The sequence below is a fragment of the Anabaena sp. CA = ATCC 33047 genome (assembly GCF_963870205.1).
Taxonomy (GTDB): Bacteria; Cyanobacteriota; Cyanobacteriia; order Cyanobacteriales; family Nostocaceae; genus Trichormus.
On the sequence record NZ_CAWMSA010000036.1, the window covers coordinates 45,972 to 61,848 of the forward strand.

Sequence of the window (15,877 nt, forward strand, 5' to 3'; positions counted from 1 at the left end):
CCCAATCCCCAGTCCCCAATCCCCAGCCCCTCACTTCCTGAGTTTGTCTAACAGTAGGGTGCTGTTGTTATCGATGCAAGCAGGATTACCTGTGTGAGCGATCGCGCTATAAGCTTGAATGTAACGACGCACTTTTTGCGGAAAATGGGGATAATCTAACAGTGCATCACCATTGGCTATACTTGCCCAAAAATCACGCAAGCTGGGAGCTAGTTCTTGTGCCTGATTTACTGGTAAACTTAATGGTGGTAGGGTAAGTAATTTCACTAGGAAGGGAAAGGAGCGATCGCCCATCCATTGCTTTGATAATTGTTGCAAGTCAGGGAAATTCGGGACTGATTCTACACGATGAGACAGGATTTGCAGCCATTCCTTACCTTGTTGATCACGATTAAACTCTAAAACTCGGTAAGGATGAGGATAACTCACTAAAGAACCGGTAGTAATATCATATACACCTTCAGCACAAGCCACATCCTGAACGTGTAAATGACCTGTAAATACTAGCTTGACTCCATAACGTTGTAGAATTTGCAATAATTCCGGGGCATTTGCCAACATATAACGATTTGCCATAGGATGGCGTGATTGTTGGGGTAAATGCTCAACGACATTATGATGTACCATGACTAACACCAGTTCATCATCTGCTGATGCTAGTACCTGTTCTAACCATCTCAGTTGTTTGCTATCCAAACACCCGATTTGCTTACCCTGTTCATTAAAACAGTTAGAATTTAAGCCAATTAATCGCACTCCCGGTAACAATTGCTGAGTGTAATACAACTCGTCGGTATTCTCATAACCAAACTTGCGATAATATTGGGGGAAATCAGCATAAGCAATTGATTGCTGATTACCCATCAGCACAGGTACGTCATGATTACCAGGAACAACATAAGCGGGAAAAGGTAATTTTGATAAACGTTCTTGTAACCAAATGTGGTTTTCTGGTTCACCGTGCTGGGTTAAATCTCCCGGCAGTAAAATAAAATCCAAATCAAGTTGTGTTAAATGTTCTATGACAGTTTCAAAAGCTGGAATACTCACCTCCACTAGATGAAATCTGTCAGGGTGATCCCAAATAGTGTGAGGAAGTGCAATATGTAAATCGCTGACTACGGCAAAACGGAAGTTTAACACCATTGATTTTAGAAAACTGTTAAAAACGGTAGTTAAAGTAACACTTTTCCCAAAAGTATAACCTCTGCTTTGTCAAGCTGCGTCAGATTGCCTATACTTAATATTTTTACACAATTAACCGATGTGAAATGCTGTAATGAATATGGGCTGATGTGCAGTATTGAAATCCAAAATATATTGTCAATTTACTAATAAACAATGAAAATATTGATGATGATAATAAATAAATGACTATAGCTACGATGTATATCTGCTCTCTTTCCTATTTATTACAAGTCTGAACAGTGTTAATTGGGGATTGGTGAGTAGGCAAAATTAAATTAGTTAATATTTAAAGTTCAAGGAGTATTGAAATTTGGCAGTTATCCGCGTTCGTCAACACGTTAATCCACTGGCGCAAAAGTATCAAAAACCAGTCAATAACGTAGAGTGGGAAAAATTATATCATAACATGAAACAGCCGCTACATTTAGATATCGGCTGTGCTAGAGGCAGATTCGTGTTACAAATGGCGCAGATAGAACCAACCTGGAATTTTCTCGGTTTAGAAATTCGTGAACCTTTGGTAATAGAAGCAAATCGGTTAGCGGCTGAATTGGGTTTAACGAACCTGCATTATTTGTTTTGCAATGCGAATAACTCATTAAAAGTGTTGTTATCTTCCCTGCCACCGGGAATTTTACAGCGTGTGACGATTCAATTCCCCGATCCTTGGTTTAAAACGCGCCATGCTAAACGCCGTGTAGTACAACCGGAATTAGTAGCAGATTTAGCTAATTATGTAGCAGTTGGGGGAGTTGTGTTTTTACAATCCGATATGGAATTTTTAGCTGTAGAAATGTGCGATCGCTTTGCAGAAAATCCAGCATTTCAGAGAGTTGGCACAGGAGAATGGTTGCCAGAAAACCCCCTATCAGTCGCCACCGAAAGAGAAATTGCCACTCAGAACAAAGGTGAACCTGTGTATCGGGCTTTGTTTGAAAGGGTAGGGAGTAGGGAGTAGGGAATGGGTAACGGGTGACGGGTGACTAGATAAAAGTTCTTCTGCCCTACTCCTCCGCCTCCCCTGCCTCCTGCCTCCTGCCTCCCCTGCCTGTTTAAAATTTTAAATTCCAGGCGGCAACGGCTAAAGCACCCCAGCCTAAAATAAAAGCTACGCCACCCAAGGGGGTGATTGCACCCAAGATTTTAATCCCCGTGAGACTGAGGGCGTATAAGCTACCGGAAAAAATGGCGATACCAACGATAAACAGCCAGCCACTAGCTATTAAAGTGGTTGGCGGCGATGGTATACGGCTAATTAAAATTGCTACTAGCAACAAGGCCAGAGCGTGATACATTTGGTAGCGAGTACCTACTTCAAAAATTTCAAGCGATCGCTCACTAATTTTCTCCCGCAGTGCATGGGAAGCGAAAGCACCGGCTGCAACTGACAAACCGCCTAAAATGGCAGCTAGGCTCAAAAAAATCTGCGTCATTAGACTTAGTTGTCAAGTTAATTGGCTATCAGACATCAAAATGATATGATACAGACCCTTGCTCATTGACTTGAAAATTAGCATTAAATTCTTTAGCTTTTTCATCTAAATATTGTCTGGCGACGGTTGCAGGTAGTTGTGATTGCATCGCAAAGCCTAAAACCGTAACCCTACCTTGATTTTCTGTAATCATCTGATAAAAAGTAGATTGTAGGCGATCGCTGAGTTGCTGCTGAAGGGCTTTTTTCTCATTTTTGCTTTGCAGGTACAATGCCCAGCCCAGCCATGAACCTAAAATCATAGTAGGCAAGCCAAAAATTACACCTTGTGTAGCAGTAGCATTTAATAGAGTTAAAGCATTCCGATTAACATACTCTTTCACCAACTCCTCATTTTCACCTGTGGAGATTGGTTTAAGCATAGTATTTCTTTCCACCACCGCAGAGACAGAAGCAGTCAAAAACGTGAATCCGAGTGCTAATAGCCACCCAGTCGCCAGCTTTTCAGCAGTCTTCATAATTTCACTTCTTGAAACTTTGTCTGTGATTGTAACCTCACTATGGTGAAAAAGGGAGTGGTTAGGAAAAGGGAAGGTAGACAAGGTAGCAATTCCCCCTCATCTCCCTCATCTCCCTTACTCCCGTCTCAATATCAGCCTGTGTACCATTCTGGAGTCAAAGGATTGGTAACTGGTGTTTCGGTGGCTTTAGTACCATCCATGATCCAAATTGTATCTGTACCTGTGGTTTGATCACGCCAGTAGAGGTCTGTCTTACCATCACCGTTGTAATCACCGAGGTATGGTGACTGAGACGCACCATTACTGGGTAGGAAGGCTTCGCTGCTAACGGTAGTACCATCCATTAACCAAGCGGTGTTTTCTCCGGTGGTTTGGTTGTGCCAGAAGATGTCTGTCTTACCATCACCGTTGAAGTCACCAATTTTGGCTGTCCAGTTAGCGTCTAGTGTATTGAGAGTACCTTCGGTGACAAAGATACCATTCATTGTCCAAATCTTGTTCTCACCGGTGCTGGTGTTGCGCCAGAGGATATCTGTTCTGAAGTCACCGTTGAAATCACCAAGGACATAAGTCCAAGATGGGTCTTGTGATTGTAGATCGTATTTGGTGGCTTGAGTACCATCCATAAACCAGACGCTATTTTCGCCGGTGGTAGCATTGCGCCAGAAGATATCACTCTTACCGTTACCGTCGAAATCAACAATTGTAGGTGTTAAACCTACAGCTGTGGTGTCTAGGACGTTGGCACTGACAACTGTTGTACCGTCCATCGTCCAAACAGCGTTTTGGCCAGTGGTGGCATCATGCCAGTAAATATCAGTCTTGCGATCGCCGTTAAAATCACCAATGCTAGCTTCCCAACCAGGATCAACTTTATCTAAATAAACAAAGTTAGCTACTCTTGTGCCATCCATCAATGCAATAGCATTTTCACCGGTGGCATTATTACGCAACAAGAAGTCAGTTTTACCATCACTGTTGAAATCAGCAATTTTATAACTCCAGGTAGATAAGTCATATTGACCCAGGGAAGCTTCCTGTATAGTTGTTGCACCATCCATCAGGCGGACTAAAATCTCACCTGTTTGCACATTAATCCAAACTCTATCAGCTTTACCATCACCGTTGAAGTCTGGGGTGATGGCTGCGCTAGTTAGATAAGGATTGGGGTTGGGGTTGGCACTAACAAAGGGAGATTGAAGAGGTAAATCTACTGTTGGGGAAAAAGAACTATTACTGTTGGGCAAGCTGATATTTAAAGCTTGCTTATCTTGAGAATTATCTAGCAAACTAGCAGTTTTTTTCAAAGATATGTCAAACGCATCTTCTTTAGGCATACTGGGTTTTTATTACTGGTTTCTCTCCCCTATTTAACTGTTGTGTCTGAGATAATTCTGTTTCTAAATAACATTTTTAAAATTTAATTTATTTTGTCAGCAAACATTCAATTGTTTCTAAAATCATTATTTCTATATATTTTTATTGTTTAATGATTTTTCTGGTTTTTAATTTTGCCAATTTTGAGGAAATCATCATTTAATGTTATGGTTTACGAATAAAAGCTAATTATGTATATTGTATTTACAGAATTTTTCTCAAAAAATCATTGAGGTGATAGTTGTCAAATTATCCTGATAATAATGTTTGAGAAAATCAACACAACATTTACATTGGTTGTTGCCATACTTTTTTAATCAAATTAAATGTTTAATATAAACAGACAAGCATGATTTAATAAATTACTGGAAAATTAATTGATTTGGTATAAACTGAATACAGGAAAAAAATAAACAGCAGAAATCATTCTGATTTGATCATGCAGAGTGTAGATTGCTGAGTGAGGAGAAGATTAAAAATTATTTTTTCCAGTCTCCAATCTCTTGTGTTTCTCCAAAGATGCTGAAGGAGAAATCAAGATTGGCTAGAATAGCTTAAACTAGCAACTATCAATTTTTAGTGGCTAACTGTGTAAAATAATACTATAAATTCACAAATAGATTAGCTATGCAATTAGAACATCGGCAGCGTCGTGAGCAGTTAATGGCAAAAATTGGGAATGGTACGGCGATTTTTCGCAGTGCGCCAATGGCGGTAATGCACAACGATGTCGAGTATAATTATCGTCAAGATAGTGATTTTTTCTACCTAACTGGTTTTAATGAACCGGAAGCGGTAGCTGTGTTAGCACCCCATCATCCAGAACATCGTTTTATATTGTTTGTCCAACCCAAGGAGAGAGAAAAGGAAGTTTGGACTGGTTATCGCTGTGGGGTAGATGCAGCGAAAGAATTGTATGGTGCAGATGAAGCTTACCCCATCAGCGAACTTGATGAGAAATTACCCCAGTATTTAGAAAAAGCTGATCGTATTTATTATCATTTGGGACGCGATCGCCATTTTAACGAAACAGTCCTCACGCATTACCAGCGTTTACTGCGGACTTATCCCAAGCGGGGTACAGGGCCAGTTGCTATTGAGGATACTAGCACAGTCCTGCACAGCATGAGGCTAATTAAAAGCGAAGCAGAATTAGAGATGATGCGCCAAGCTGCGGCAATTGCTATTGAAGCACATAATCAAGCGATGGCGATCGCCAAACCCGGACGTTATGAGTACGAAATTCAAGCGGAGATGGAACGCATTTTCCGCTTACGGGGTGGGATGGGGCCAGCTTATCCTTCAATTGTCGCTTCTGGTGTAAACGCTTGCGTGCTGCACTACATTGAAAATTATCGCCAGATGCAAGCACAAGATTTGCTATTAATTGATGCTGGTTGTGCTTATGGTTATTACAATTCTGATATTACCAGAACATTTCCTGTCGGTGGGAAGTTTACAGCCGAGCAGAAGGCATTATATGAGATTGTATTAGAAGCACAGAAACAGGCGATCGCTCAAGTACAGCCAGGTAATACCTTTAACTCAGTTCATGATACCGCCGTGCGTGTTTTAACGGAAGGCTTAGTTGAATTGGGTATACTCACAGGAGAAGTTGATAAACTGATTGAGGAAGAAAAATACAAACCATACTATATGCACCGCACTAGCCACTGGTTAGGTTTGGATGTGCATGATGTGGGTGTTTATCAACATGGTGAAGATAAACCCGTGATTTTGCAACCCGGTCAAGTGTTGACGGTAGAACCAGGAATTTATATTGTCCCAGATACGAAATTAGCAGAAGACCAACCAGAGACACATCCGCGATGGGTAGGTATTGGAATTCGCATTGAAGATGATGTGTTAGTCACTCCTACAGGACATGAAGTGTTAACGGCTGGTGTTCCTAAAGCCGTGGATGAAGTAGAGAGAGTTATTTAGTTAGGATTTACACTAAATATCTAAATGTAGAGTGCGTCAACCTGCATAAATCTTGCAAATAAACGAATTTTTGGCATTTGACGCACCCTACTGGGCTGACTAATGTGCCAGTTGCGTAAATCTTTTAAATTTCTGTGAGTGCATAAATCAGATTACTCATCCTTATTTAGTAAGTGAAGGTTTTAATTTCACACTAAATAGGTAATCAAATGAAATTACAAAATATCGCCGCATCTGTAGCATTAGCCGTAACTTTACCAACCCTAAGTTTTAGTGGTTCTCATACAGCATTAGCAGCTACTCAACAAATTCCCGCCGGTACAGTTGCCCAAATCTTAAATAAAGGGCTGTCAGTAAGTGGAATTTACTTGAATAGTTATGGTTCACAACAAGGTAATAGCTGGCATAAAGCTAATGATTCCTATGTGAATATTTATGGCTATACTCAAAAATTTAATATTCCTGAATTTAGTTATAAGGGTGCTGTTTTAAAACGACGACTTTACGTTTATAACGTTAAGAGTATTAAATCCCAAAAAATCACTATCGAACCTCAAAGTAATGCTTTTCAGTTAGACATTAAATTTGAAAATAAAGGTTCGGAAATCAAAGGAATGTGCCGCTATAAAAAATTAGGTGGTGGTTATAGAGACTGTATAAGGGAAGACGGAGCAGCCCCGGATATTAATTGGAAAAATCCCGGTATTAAAGTCAGATTAACACCACAAGCCCATAAAGGTGGGATTATTTTAAAACCTGTAAGTGTAGATGTACAGGGTGAATTTCAGATGAATGGTATCTGTAAAATAGGTAAAGATATTTGCGATCGCTTCACTGGCTATAAGAGTAAAATTAAAAATTCTGTTGCTAGTTCAGTGATGAACCAACTCAACAGTAACACTGTTAAAAATCAAATGGCAAATGTTAGCCGTCAAGGTTTATCACAGTTGAATATACCTCCCGTAAAATCAGTCACAATGTCAGGAGGTTACGTTAAGATTGAATTTTAGTTTTTTGAATTTTTCAGTTATTGAGAATGCAAACTTATGTGATAAAAACACAAGTTTGCATTTTTCTACTAATCAAGACACTAGACAAGCTGCTAAATCTTGTTCTGGGGTAGTAATCAGTTTAAGATTGTAGGTTTCTGAGAGTAACTTGACAACATTAGGTGAGAGGAAAGCGGGAAGTGTGGGGCCAATACGGATATTTTGAATACCAAGGTGTAGCAGTGTCAGCAGAACTGCGATCGCTTTCTGTTCATACCAAGATAATACTAAGGATAGCGGCAATTGATTCACACCAACGCCAAAGGCATCTGCTAAAGCTACAGCAATCTTAATTGCAGAGTAAGCATCATTACATTGTCCCACATCCAGCAGCCGAGGAATACCACCGATATTACCCAAATCTTTGTCAAAGAAGCGGAACTTGCCACAGCCTAAAGTTAAGACTATACAATCATCCGGCATCTTCTCCACTAAATCGGTGTAGTAATTGCGTCCCGGTTTCGCACCATCACAACCACCAATTAAGAAGAAGTGGCGAATTTGACCTTGTTTTACACCCTCAACTACAGTATCAGCGACACTCAACACCGCATTTCTCGCAAAACCTGTAGTCACTGTACCGCCATCTTTGGCTTCTGCAAATCCTGGTAGTTCTAAAGCTTTCTGAATTAATGGTGATACATCACTAATACTGATATGTTGTAACCCAGGATAACCAACAGGCCCTAATGTAAACACCTTGTTTTTATAAGATTCGTGGGGTGGCATCAGGCAGTTTGTAGTCATAGCGATCGCACCAGGAAATTGTGCAAATTCATGTGTTTGATTTTGCCATGCCGTGCCGTAGTGTCCGTAAAGGTGCGGATAAGTTTGTTTTAGTTTAGGATAGCCATGTGCGGGCAGTAGTTCACCGTGAGTATAAACTTTAATATCAGTTCCGGCTGTTTGCTCTAGAATAGCTTTCAAAGCTAGGTAATCATGTCCTGATACTAGAATCGCCTTACCAATTGTGTGTCCAAGGGGTACAACTGTCGGCGTGGGATGTCCAAAAGTTCCGGTATTCCCAGCATCGAGTAATTCCATTGCTTTTAGGTTCATTTGCCCAACTTTCAGGGCTACATCTAACCAGTCTGACAAACTTTTATCTTGGTCATCCAAATGTGCCAAAACTTCATGGCAAAATCTGTATAGGTCTTCATCATGCTGACCAAGTTCTAAAGCATGGAAAGCATAGGCAGCTACGCCCTTAAGTCCATATAATACTGTTAGCTTGAGGGAAAAAATATCTACATTTTTAGCCGACTGACTGATAAACTCAAATTCTAAGTCTTTTCCTTGCTGAATTTGTTGTTGAGGATTGCTAGCGGGTTGAAAATTTGCGATCGCCGACTCAATAACAGCGTTACCTGTAGCTTGAATTTGTAACTTGAGACTATCACGTAAAGCGATCGCCCGATTGACAAAAGCCACAAAATCATCCACCGTAAAATTTACGTTTGTTAGTGTGGAGAAAAGCATCTCACAGGTAAACTCATCAGCATCACGGCTGGTAATTCCTAGAGACTTAGCTTGTAGCGCGACTTGCGATAGTCCCCGCAAACAATGCACCAACAAATCCTGTAAAGCATCAACTTCTGGACTTTTACCACACGCGCCCCACTGATGACAGACATCGCCACGGGTTGTTTGTTCACACTGGTTACAGAACATAATTCGTTACTCAAATCTTTATGCTTCCAGCGTATTGTTTACCCTTAAGTAAATCCTTGATCTAAGTCAAAAGCATTTGTATAGTTTTGTTGCTTATGGTTGGCACACAGTTAGTAAGGTGCGTCAGTCAGATAAAACCTTGCAATACCAAAAAATTTTTCCACTGACGCACCCTACACATAGCATTTTCTAGCCTATTATCTGCGTTTATCTGCGTCCATCTGCGTTCAATTTACAACTCCCTAACCTATAACCTCATGTCATTTACTGAACGTGTCTTAGAAATCAAACAGTTTCTCCAAAATACACCGATTTTTCAAGGTGTCTTAGATGAACAATTACAAGCAGTAGCGAATATTGCTATCCCCCAAACCTATAAAAAAGGTGAAACCCTATTTTGGGAGGGAGATGAAGCAACAGGGTTTTTTATCGTCAAATCCGGTAGAATTAAAGTCTTTAAAGTTGCAAATGCAGGTAAAGAACAAATCCTACATATATTTGGCACAGAAGAACATTTTGCAGAAGTACCCGCCTTTGATGGCGGAAGTTTTCCAGCCTCAGCAGCAGCCATAGAAACATCCGAGGTGGTGTTTATTCCCAGGTCAGCATTTTTGATGGTGTTGCAACAACATCCTACACTAGCGATCGCCATGTTGGGAACTTACGCCCGACATTTGCGCCGATTAACATACTTAGTTGATACCCTGTCGTTTCAGGAAGTCCCGGAAAGGTTGACAAACTACTTATTAAAGTTGAGCGATCGCAATGGCAAGGCTGATATAGTTGAACTCGATTTACCAAAGGGACAACTAGCTGCACTCTTAGGCACAATTCCCGAAACACTCTCTCGCGCCTTTTATAAACTCTCTCAAGAAGGACTCATTGAGATGAACGGGACAAAAATTCGCTTGACTCATCAGTTACTTAAGAGACAAGATGGCAAAAATGATTAATCAATATTTCCCGCACTACCGAATGTATTTCTTGGGAAGTAATCGTTTTTTTGATGTAGCTGACGTGGCGTAGCCATAGATGCAATTTTTACGTAACTATAGAAATCAGAACTTACGCTAGTGGCATATTAGTAGGGTGCGTCAGATAGCAAAAATATATTTATTGACAGCATTTAATCAGTCTGACGCACCCTACAAGACATATTTCAAGTGACACCTGCGTAAGTTATAGAGACGTTACATATAACGTTTCTACAGGATATATTGGGCATAGCTTTACATCCCCGCCTACTCTGGCATGGATGAATAGACAGTAACAAATATGGGTCAGACTTTTGCATTAATTAAGTCTACAGATTGTACTATCTACCACTACCACGGTCATATTTTTTCTTATTCACAAAAACCTTCAACTCCATCTAATTAATTCAAATAAATTTCCTGGCAGAGACCCTGTATAAATGCTTAAATAATAAATAATTTAATTTTTACTTAAATAGTTGTAACTAATCACAAATAATAGTATTCTTCACCATTATTATTCTTATGATATCAAGCGTAATTTCTATTTGAGCATTGGTAACAGATTCAAATACAAATTGCTTTCCTATAAACACAATTTACTCAAAATATAAATCTTCAATCTTGGAGATGCGAGTGATATGCAGTTGGCTAGTTATATTTTTGTCGAAACAGAGAATTTGCTGACTCATATCCTTAATTGAAAAATCTTAAATTTTAGGGTGACTGGCTCAAGAATCGTAACTAGAAATTGAATTTAACAGTTGTCTTCTGAAATTCCAATATGAGAATATTACACAGATATGCAATGCTCGTGTAGAATCTGTGTAGAATTTGTGCAGATACAGCACTTTGCAAGTAAAAGAAGTACAAACTTAATATGACAAATCTTGTGGCGTTGGGCAGGAAAGCCCGTCCTTATGTACTTCACTAACATGAAATATGCTGTAAATATATTAATTAGTGCTGAGTCCAGAATAGTCATCTCCTGCCTTGTGCCTAACCTTTGATTAGCCGTCGGCTACTGTCTCCTGGCTTCTGAATAATTACTTCAATCGATACCCCAATCCATGAACAGTTTCAATAAAATTTTCCGGCGCACCTAATGCTTTGAGTTTTTGTCTAAGACACCTAATGTGGGATCTGACTGTTTCTTCTACCGGGGAGTCATCAACAGACCAAACTTGTTCAATAATGCTGGAACGGCTTAATACTCGTCTACCATGAGCCACCAGTAATTCTAAAATTGCATATTCTTTTGGAGTTAATGATAAGGAGTAACCATCGTAAGTAGCTTCATAGGTACTAGGATTTAGCTGTAATTTACCCCATAACAGACTAATTGTGCTATTAGAACTACCTCGTCTGAGTAAAGCACGAATTCGAGCCATTAACTCTTCTAAATCAAATGGCTTGGCTACATAATCATCTGCACCTGCATCTAACCCAGCAATCTTGTCAGCTACTGTATCACGGGCTGTTAACATTAACACTGGTGTAGCGGAATTACGATATGCAGGATGATTTAGACCGATAGTACGTAACTGATGACAAAATCTAATTCCATCTAGCTTTGGCAAGGTTACATCCAGCACTACCAAATCATACTTCATTAACTCTGTGCAGTTCCAAGCTGCTTCTCCATCTTGGGCAATATCTACCACATATTGCCGTCTGTTGAGTGCCTCCGCTAGTACCTCTCCTAGTTGAGTATCATCTTCAACTACTAAAATTCGCATATTCTATCCTTTATTCAGCACCAGGCAAGCATACAGGCAAGACCTTCAATTTATCATGTATGCTTAATTTCTTAGAGATTATTTGTAAAGTAAACCTTAAATTGTAGGGTGCGTTAGCTGAGAGTACGGCACCGTATTTATTGGTGCGTTACGGCTAATTCCTACTCTCTCAAACGCGAAAATCCTTTCATAGCCGTAACACACCCTACTTAATATTTACTTTATAAATAGCCTCTTACTTATATAATCAGCAAGCAACTATTGTTCAACTCAATTTATGACTCAGCAATTGATGAAATGGCCTTTTCAAAGAAAAGGGATTGTGGGAGGATTCGGTTTAACTATGTTGTTGATGGCACTTATCTGTTTCGCTTCATTAAAGAACACAGATGAAATTAAACAGGGAGCTAACAGGGTGCAGCAGACATATCAAACTCTTAATACTTTGACAAATTTTTATGGCGCAATGACTGCCGCAGAATCAGCTAGAAGAGGATATATTTTTTTAGGCAGTAATCAAGATTTACAGCGTTATAAAATTGCTATATCCAATATGGAGGACGAACTAAAACTATTACAACAGCAAATACATTCTAATTTTATTCAAGAACAGCGATTACTACGTTTGAATTTATTAGTCAATCAAAGACTATCTCTTTTGGAACAATCTATAGAACTTTATCAAAGAAATAAAACAGCAGTATCAATACAAAATAATATTACTGATCGCAGCGTTCAAATTAGAGAAAAACTCTTAGTTCTAATTGCAGAAATTAAAGCGGAAGAACAAAACTATTTGCAAAGCTCACTAGAGCAATCAAAACAAAGTATTCAGTTGAGAATTTTTATAGAAATTTTAGGAATATTATTAATTTTCCTAGTAATTTCAGGTTTATTTATACTCCTTGAGCAACAATCAAAAAAACGTGAAAAAATCAGATATTTAGAAAGCTCTTTAGCTCAAGAAAAAAAAATAGGCGACTTGAAGATACAATTATTCTCCATGATTTCCCATGAATTTCGTACTCCTTTGACAGTGATTTTACTGTCATCTCAATTATTAATAGAAACTCTTGAAGATTTGATAGAGGAAAATCAGTTAAAACACCTTTTACGTATTCAATCTTCAGCAAAAATAATGAATCATATATTAACAGATATATTAACTTTAACCAGAGCCGAAGCAGGAAAACTCGATTTTAACCCTCAAGTCATCAATGTAGAAAACTTCTGTTTAAATTTAGTTGAAGATTTGCAGCTTTTTGGAACAAAAATACAGATGATAGAGTTTCTTAAAGAAGGTTCACACTTTCGCGCAAATCTCGATGAAAAATTACTATATTCTATTCTCAGTAATCTGCTTTTAAATGCCATAAAATATTCAGACAACCAAGAAAAGATTTACTTGATATTAAAGTGTGCGGCAACCTCTACAGTTTTTCAAGTTATTGATAAAGGTATTGGTATTCCACCAGCAGAACAACAAAAAATTTATGAGCCTTTTTATCGATGTCAAAATGTGGAAAATATTGCTGGCACTGGTTTAGGGTTAGCAGTTGTAAAGAAATGTGTAGAGCTACACAAAGGCGAAATTTCTGTAGACAGCAAACTTGATGTAGGGACAACATTTACTGTCAGGCTTCCTCATACCTATTAAAAAAGACAGGAAACCTTAAGCCTCCTGCCTTCTTAATTTTTCAGCTAATTACAGTCTTTTGTCGGGTGCGTCAGAAGGGATAATTTGGTCAAGATGAACAAATTTTCAATATCTGACGCACCCGACTAATGTGCCAGTTGCGTAAGTCCTGAGCTAATTACAACTGTGGTACATACTGAACTTTTTCAGGTACGTCAGTGTACTCAGCTACAATTTGCCGGAATTCATCACCGTCAATGGTTTCTTTCTCAATCAACAAATCAACTAGGCGGTCTGTAACAGCGCGATGTTCCCGCATAATCTTTTTAGCGGTTTCATAGCAATCTTCTACAATTGTCCGCACTTGAGCATCAATCCTAGCCGCAATTGATTCAGAATAATCTGATCTGCTCATCCAGTCACGACCAAGGAAGACTTCCCCTTGTTGGCTTTCTAAGGATAGAGGGCCTAAATCAGACATCCCGAAGCGTGTTACCATTTGACGAGCCATGCCGGTTACTTGTTGTAAGTCACCACCTGCACCTGTGGTCACTTCAGCAGCACCGAAAATGATATCTTCGGCGGCGCGTCCACCCAAAGCACCAGTAATTCTGGCTTTGAGTTGGGAACGAGAAATTAAGCCTTGTTCTTCGTTGGGGGTAAACCAAGTTAAACCTTGTGCTTGTCCCCGTGGGATGAGGGTGACTTTCTGCACTGGGTCATGGTCTTTTAATAAAGTCCCTACCAAAGCGTGACCAACTTCATGGTAAGCAATTAAGCGTTTGCTCTTGCTGTCTACTAATGGTGTTCCTTCCATCCCAGCCACAACCCGGTCTACTGCGTCGTCAATTTCGCCGAGGGTGATGGCTTCTTTGCGTCTTCTGGCTGTGAGGATAGCGGCTTCATTAAGTAGGTTAGCTAAGTCCGCACCTGTGAATCCTGGTGTGCGACGGGCGATCGCTTCCAAAGATACACTAGGATCAAGTTTCTTATTGCGTGCATGGACTTGCAGAATTTCCAAGCGTCCTTTAATGTCTGGTGCATCAACAATTACCTGTCTGTCGAAGCGACCGGGACGTAATAACGCCGCATCTAGTACGTCAGGACGGTTGGTAGCAGCAATAATAATGATGCCTGTGTTACCTTCAAAACCATCCATTTCGGTGAGTAACTGGTTGAGGGTTTGTTCTCTTTCGTCGTTACCGCCACCGATACCAGCACCCCGTTGTCTACCTACTGCGTCGATTTCATCGATGAAGATAATACAGGGGGCGTTGTCTTTAGCTTTTTTGAACAAGTCGCGGACACGGGAAGCACCCACACCGACGAACATTTCCACAAACTCAGAACCAGAGATACTAAAGAATGGTACACCAGCTTCGCCAGCGATCGCTTTTGCTAAGAGTGTTTTACCTGTTCCGGGAGGCCCTACCAACAACACACCTTTAGGAATACGTGCGCCAACAGCTGTAAATCTTTCTGGCTGTTTTAAGAAGGTAACGACTTCTTGTAATTCTTCTTTCGCTTCTTCAATACCAGCTACATCGTCAAACTTCACCCCAGTTTTAGCTTCCATTTGGAAACGCGCTCTGGATTTACCAAAATTCATGGCTTGACCAGGGCCGCCAGGGATGTTATTGGAACGACGGAACAAAAAGAACAATCCGGTAATCAATAGAATGGGGAAAATCAAATTACCTAGAAGTCCCCAGATAGCTCCATCATTCCGCACTGGGTGAGCATCAAAACTTACATGTTGTTCTTTGAGCTTGCTAATTAACTCTGGAGCGTTAACCGGTAAATCTACCCGCCAACGTTGAACGCGATTTTCAATATCTTGGTCAAGGGCTTCGATAATCGCAGTTCTGCCACCTTCATACAGATCCACATTGGTCACGCGACCCGCATCTAAGTATTCCAGAAAGCGACCATAGGTCATGCGCGTGTTAGCTGCATTTCGGGTCATATCAGCAGGATTCCCTGCAAATGTTCCTTGCCAGAAGAAAAAGCCAATTACCAAAGCTGGCAATGTCCAGAGTAGGAGGACTCTCCAAGATAATTTCATTTTAATTTGCCTCTAGATGCCAATTTACATTTAGTTATTTCTAGCAACTCCAGTCACTAGATAGCTGTAAAACGGACGTTTATAACTCCATTTTGTTTAATTTGATTGCTGTTCAGGCATCACCATCAAGCTATAAGTGCCTATGTTAAATCTAAGATGCTGACAAGAATCTTAATTAAATTTAACTTAATTCTAATACAACATGGCAATTATGAGAGCAGGGGAGCTGAGGAAGCAGGGGAAGCAGGGGAGCGGAGGAGCAGGGGGAGCAGGGGAGCAGG

12 protein-coding genes are annotated in these 15,877 nt (G+C 40.0%); 5 read left to right on the plus strand and 7 right to left on the minus strand.

Annotated elements, in window-relative coordinates; translation table 11 throughout:
- Positions 1-30 precede the first annotated feature (30 nt).
- On the minus strand, positions 31-1,146 hold the full coding sequence (locus AACS98_RS08680; RefSeq protein WP_066378376.1) for a metallophosphoesterase family protein: 1,116 nt from the start codon (positions 1,144-1,146) through the stop codon (positions 31-33).
- A 352-nt stretch (positions 1,147-1,498) separates the two neighbouring features.
- Here AACS98_RS08680 and trmB point away from each other — a divergent pair, with 352 nt between their 5' ends.
- The gene (trmB, locus tag AACS98_RS08685; protein ID WP_066378378.1) at positions 1,499-2,146 is read left to right on the plus strand and encodes a tRNA (guanosine(46)-N7)-methyltransferase TrmB; all 648 of its coding nucleotides are present in this window, start codon (positions 1,499-1,501) and stop codon (positions 2,144-2,146) included.
- 94 nt (positions 2,147-2,240) lie between these two features.
- Here the strand turns inward: trmB and AACS98_RS08690 are convergent, their stop codons facing one another.
- The 3 genes from AACS98_RS08690 to AACS98_RS08700 all read right to left on the minus strand — a co-directional run bounded on the left by AACS98_RS08690 (position 2,241) and on the right by AACS98_RS08700 (position 4,478).
- Complete coding sequence (locus AACS98_RS08690) at positions 2,241-2,621, minus strand: DUF423 domain-containing protein (RefSeq protein ID WP_066378379.1); 381 nt, start codon at positions 2,619-2,621, stop codon at positions 2,241-2,243.
- Positions 2,622-2,649: 28 nt separating this feature from the next.
- Positions 2,650-3,138 carry a hypothetical protein gene (locus AACS98_RS08695; RefSeq protein ID WP_066378382.1) on the minus strand — a complete coding sequence of 163 codons (489 nt, stop codon included), beginning with the start codon at positions 3,136-3,138 and terminating at the stop codon, positions 2,650-2,652.
- Positions 3,139-3,272: 134 nt separating this feature from the next.
- The gene (locus AACS98_RS08700; protein WP_066378384.1) at positions 3,273-4,478 is read right to left on the minus strand and encodes an FG-GAP repeat domain-containing protein; all 1,206 of its coding nucleotides are present in this window, start codon (positions 4,476-4,478) and stop codon (positions 3,273-3,275) included.
- A gap of 667 nt (positions 4,479-5,145) precedes the next feature.
- Between AACS98_RS08700 and AACS98_RS08705 the strand changes: the two genes are divergently transcribed.
- Together AACS98_RS08705 and AACS98_RS08710 are read left to right on the plus strand one after the other, a co-directional pair.
- Positions 5,146-6,462: an aminopeptidase P N-terminal domain-containing protein gene (locus AACS98_RS08705; RefSeq protein ID WP_066378391.1), complete on the plus strand. Its 1,317-nt coding sequence runs from the start codon at positions 5,146-5,148 to the stop codon at positions 6,460-6,462.
- A gap of 209 nt (positions 6,463-6,671) precedes the next feature.
- Positions 6,672-7,472, plus strand: a complete 801-nt coding sequence (locus AACS98_RS08710) for a hypothetical protein (protein ID WP_066378395.1) — start codon at positions 6,672-6,674, stop codon at positions 7,470-7,472.
- Between the two features lie 72 nt (positions 7,473-7,544).
- Here AACS98_RS08710 and hcp read toward each other — a convergent pair whose 3' ends face one another.
- Entirely contained in the window at positions 7,545-9,182 is a 1,638-nt protein-coding gene (gene hcp, locus AACS98_RS08715; RefSeq protein WP_066378398.1) for a hydroxylamine reductase, read from the minus strand.
- A gap of 257 nt (positions 9,183-9,439) precedes the next feature.
- On the opposite strand from hcp, the gene AACS98_RS08720 reads away from it, so the two are divergent.
- The gene (locus tag AACS98_RS08720; protein ID WP_066378401.1) at positions 9,440-10,135 is read left to right on the plus strand and encodes a Crp/Fnr family transcriptional regulator; all 696 of its coding nucleotides are present in this window, start codon (positions 9,440-9,442) and stop codon (positions 10,133-10,135) included.
- Positions 10,136-11,202: 1,067 nt separating this feature from the next.
- Here AACS98_RS08720 and AACS98_RS08725 read toward each other — a convergent pair.
- Positions 11,203-11,895 (minus strand): response regulator transcription factor, encoded by a 693-nt coding sequence (locus AACS98_RS08725; RefSeq protein ID WP_066378404.1) that lies wholly within the window; start codon positions 11,893-11,895, stop codon positions 11,203-11,205.
- Positions 11,896-12,172: 277 nt separating this feature from the next.
- Between AACS98_RS08725 and AACS98_RS08730 the strand changes: the two genes are divergently transcribed.
- Complete coding sequence (locus AACS98_RS08730) at positions 12,173-13,552, plus strand: sensor histidine kinase (RefSeq protein ID WP_232317131.1); 1,380 nt, start codon at positions 12,173-12,175, stop codon at positions 13,550-13,552.
- 157 nt (positions 13,553-13,709) lie between these two features.
- Here AACS98_RS08730 and ftsH2 read toward each other — a convergent pair whose 3' ends face one another.
- Positions 13,710-15,596, minus strand: coding sequence for an ATP-dependent zinc metalloprotease FtsH2 (ftsH2, locus tag AACS98_RS08735; RefSeq protein ID WP_066378410.1), 1,887 nt, complete (start codon positions 15,594-15,596; stop codon positions 13,710-13,712).
- Between the last annotated feature and the right edge of the window lie 281 nt (positions 15,597-15,877).

Coding starts and splice junctions, on each gene's coding strand:
- AACS98_RS08680 (WP_066378376.1), bottom strand. CDS start 1,146: ATGGTGTTAAACTTCCGTTTTGCCGTAGTCAGCGATTTACATATTGCA.
- AACS98_RS08690 (WP_066378379.1), bottom strand. CDS start 2,621: ATGACGCAGATTTTTTTGAGCCTAGCTGCCATTTTAGGCGGTTTGTCA.
- AACS98_RS08695 (WP_066378382.1), bottom strand. CDS start 3,138: ATGAAGACTGCTGAAAAGCTGGCGACTGGGTGGCTATTAGCACTCGGA.
- AACS98_RS08700 (WP_066378384.1), bottom strand. CDS start 4,478: ATGCCTAAAGAAGATGCGTTTGACATATCTTTGAAAAAAACTGCTAGT.
- AACS98_RS08705 (WP_066378391.1), top strand. CDS start 5,146: ATGCAATTAGAACATCGGCAGCGTCGTGAGCAGTTAATGGCAAAAATT.
- AACS98_RS08710 (WP_066378395.1), top strand. CDS start 6,672: ATGAAATTACAAAATATCGCCGCATCTGTAGCATTAGCCGTAACTTTA.
- hcp (WP_066378398.1), bottom strand. CDS start 9,182: ATGTTCTGTAACCAGTGTGAACAAACAACCCGTGGCGATGTCTGTCAT.
- AACS98_RS08720 (WP_066378401.1), top strand. CDS start 9,440: ATGTCATTTACTGAACGTGTCTTAGAAATCAAACAGTTTCTCCAAAAT.
- AACS98_RS08725 (WP_066378404.1), bottom strand. CDS start 11,895: ATGCGAATTTTAGTAGTTGAAGATGATACTCAACTAGGAGAGGTACTA.
- AACS98_RS08730 (WP_232317131.1), top strand. CDS start 12,173: ATGACTCAGCAATTGATGAAATGGCCTTTTCAAAGAAAAGGGATTGTG.
- ftsH2 (WP_066378410.1), bottom strand. CDS start 15,596: ATGAAATTATCTTGGAGAGTCCTCCTACTCTGGACATTGCCAGCTTTG.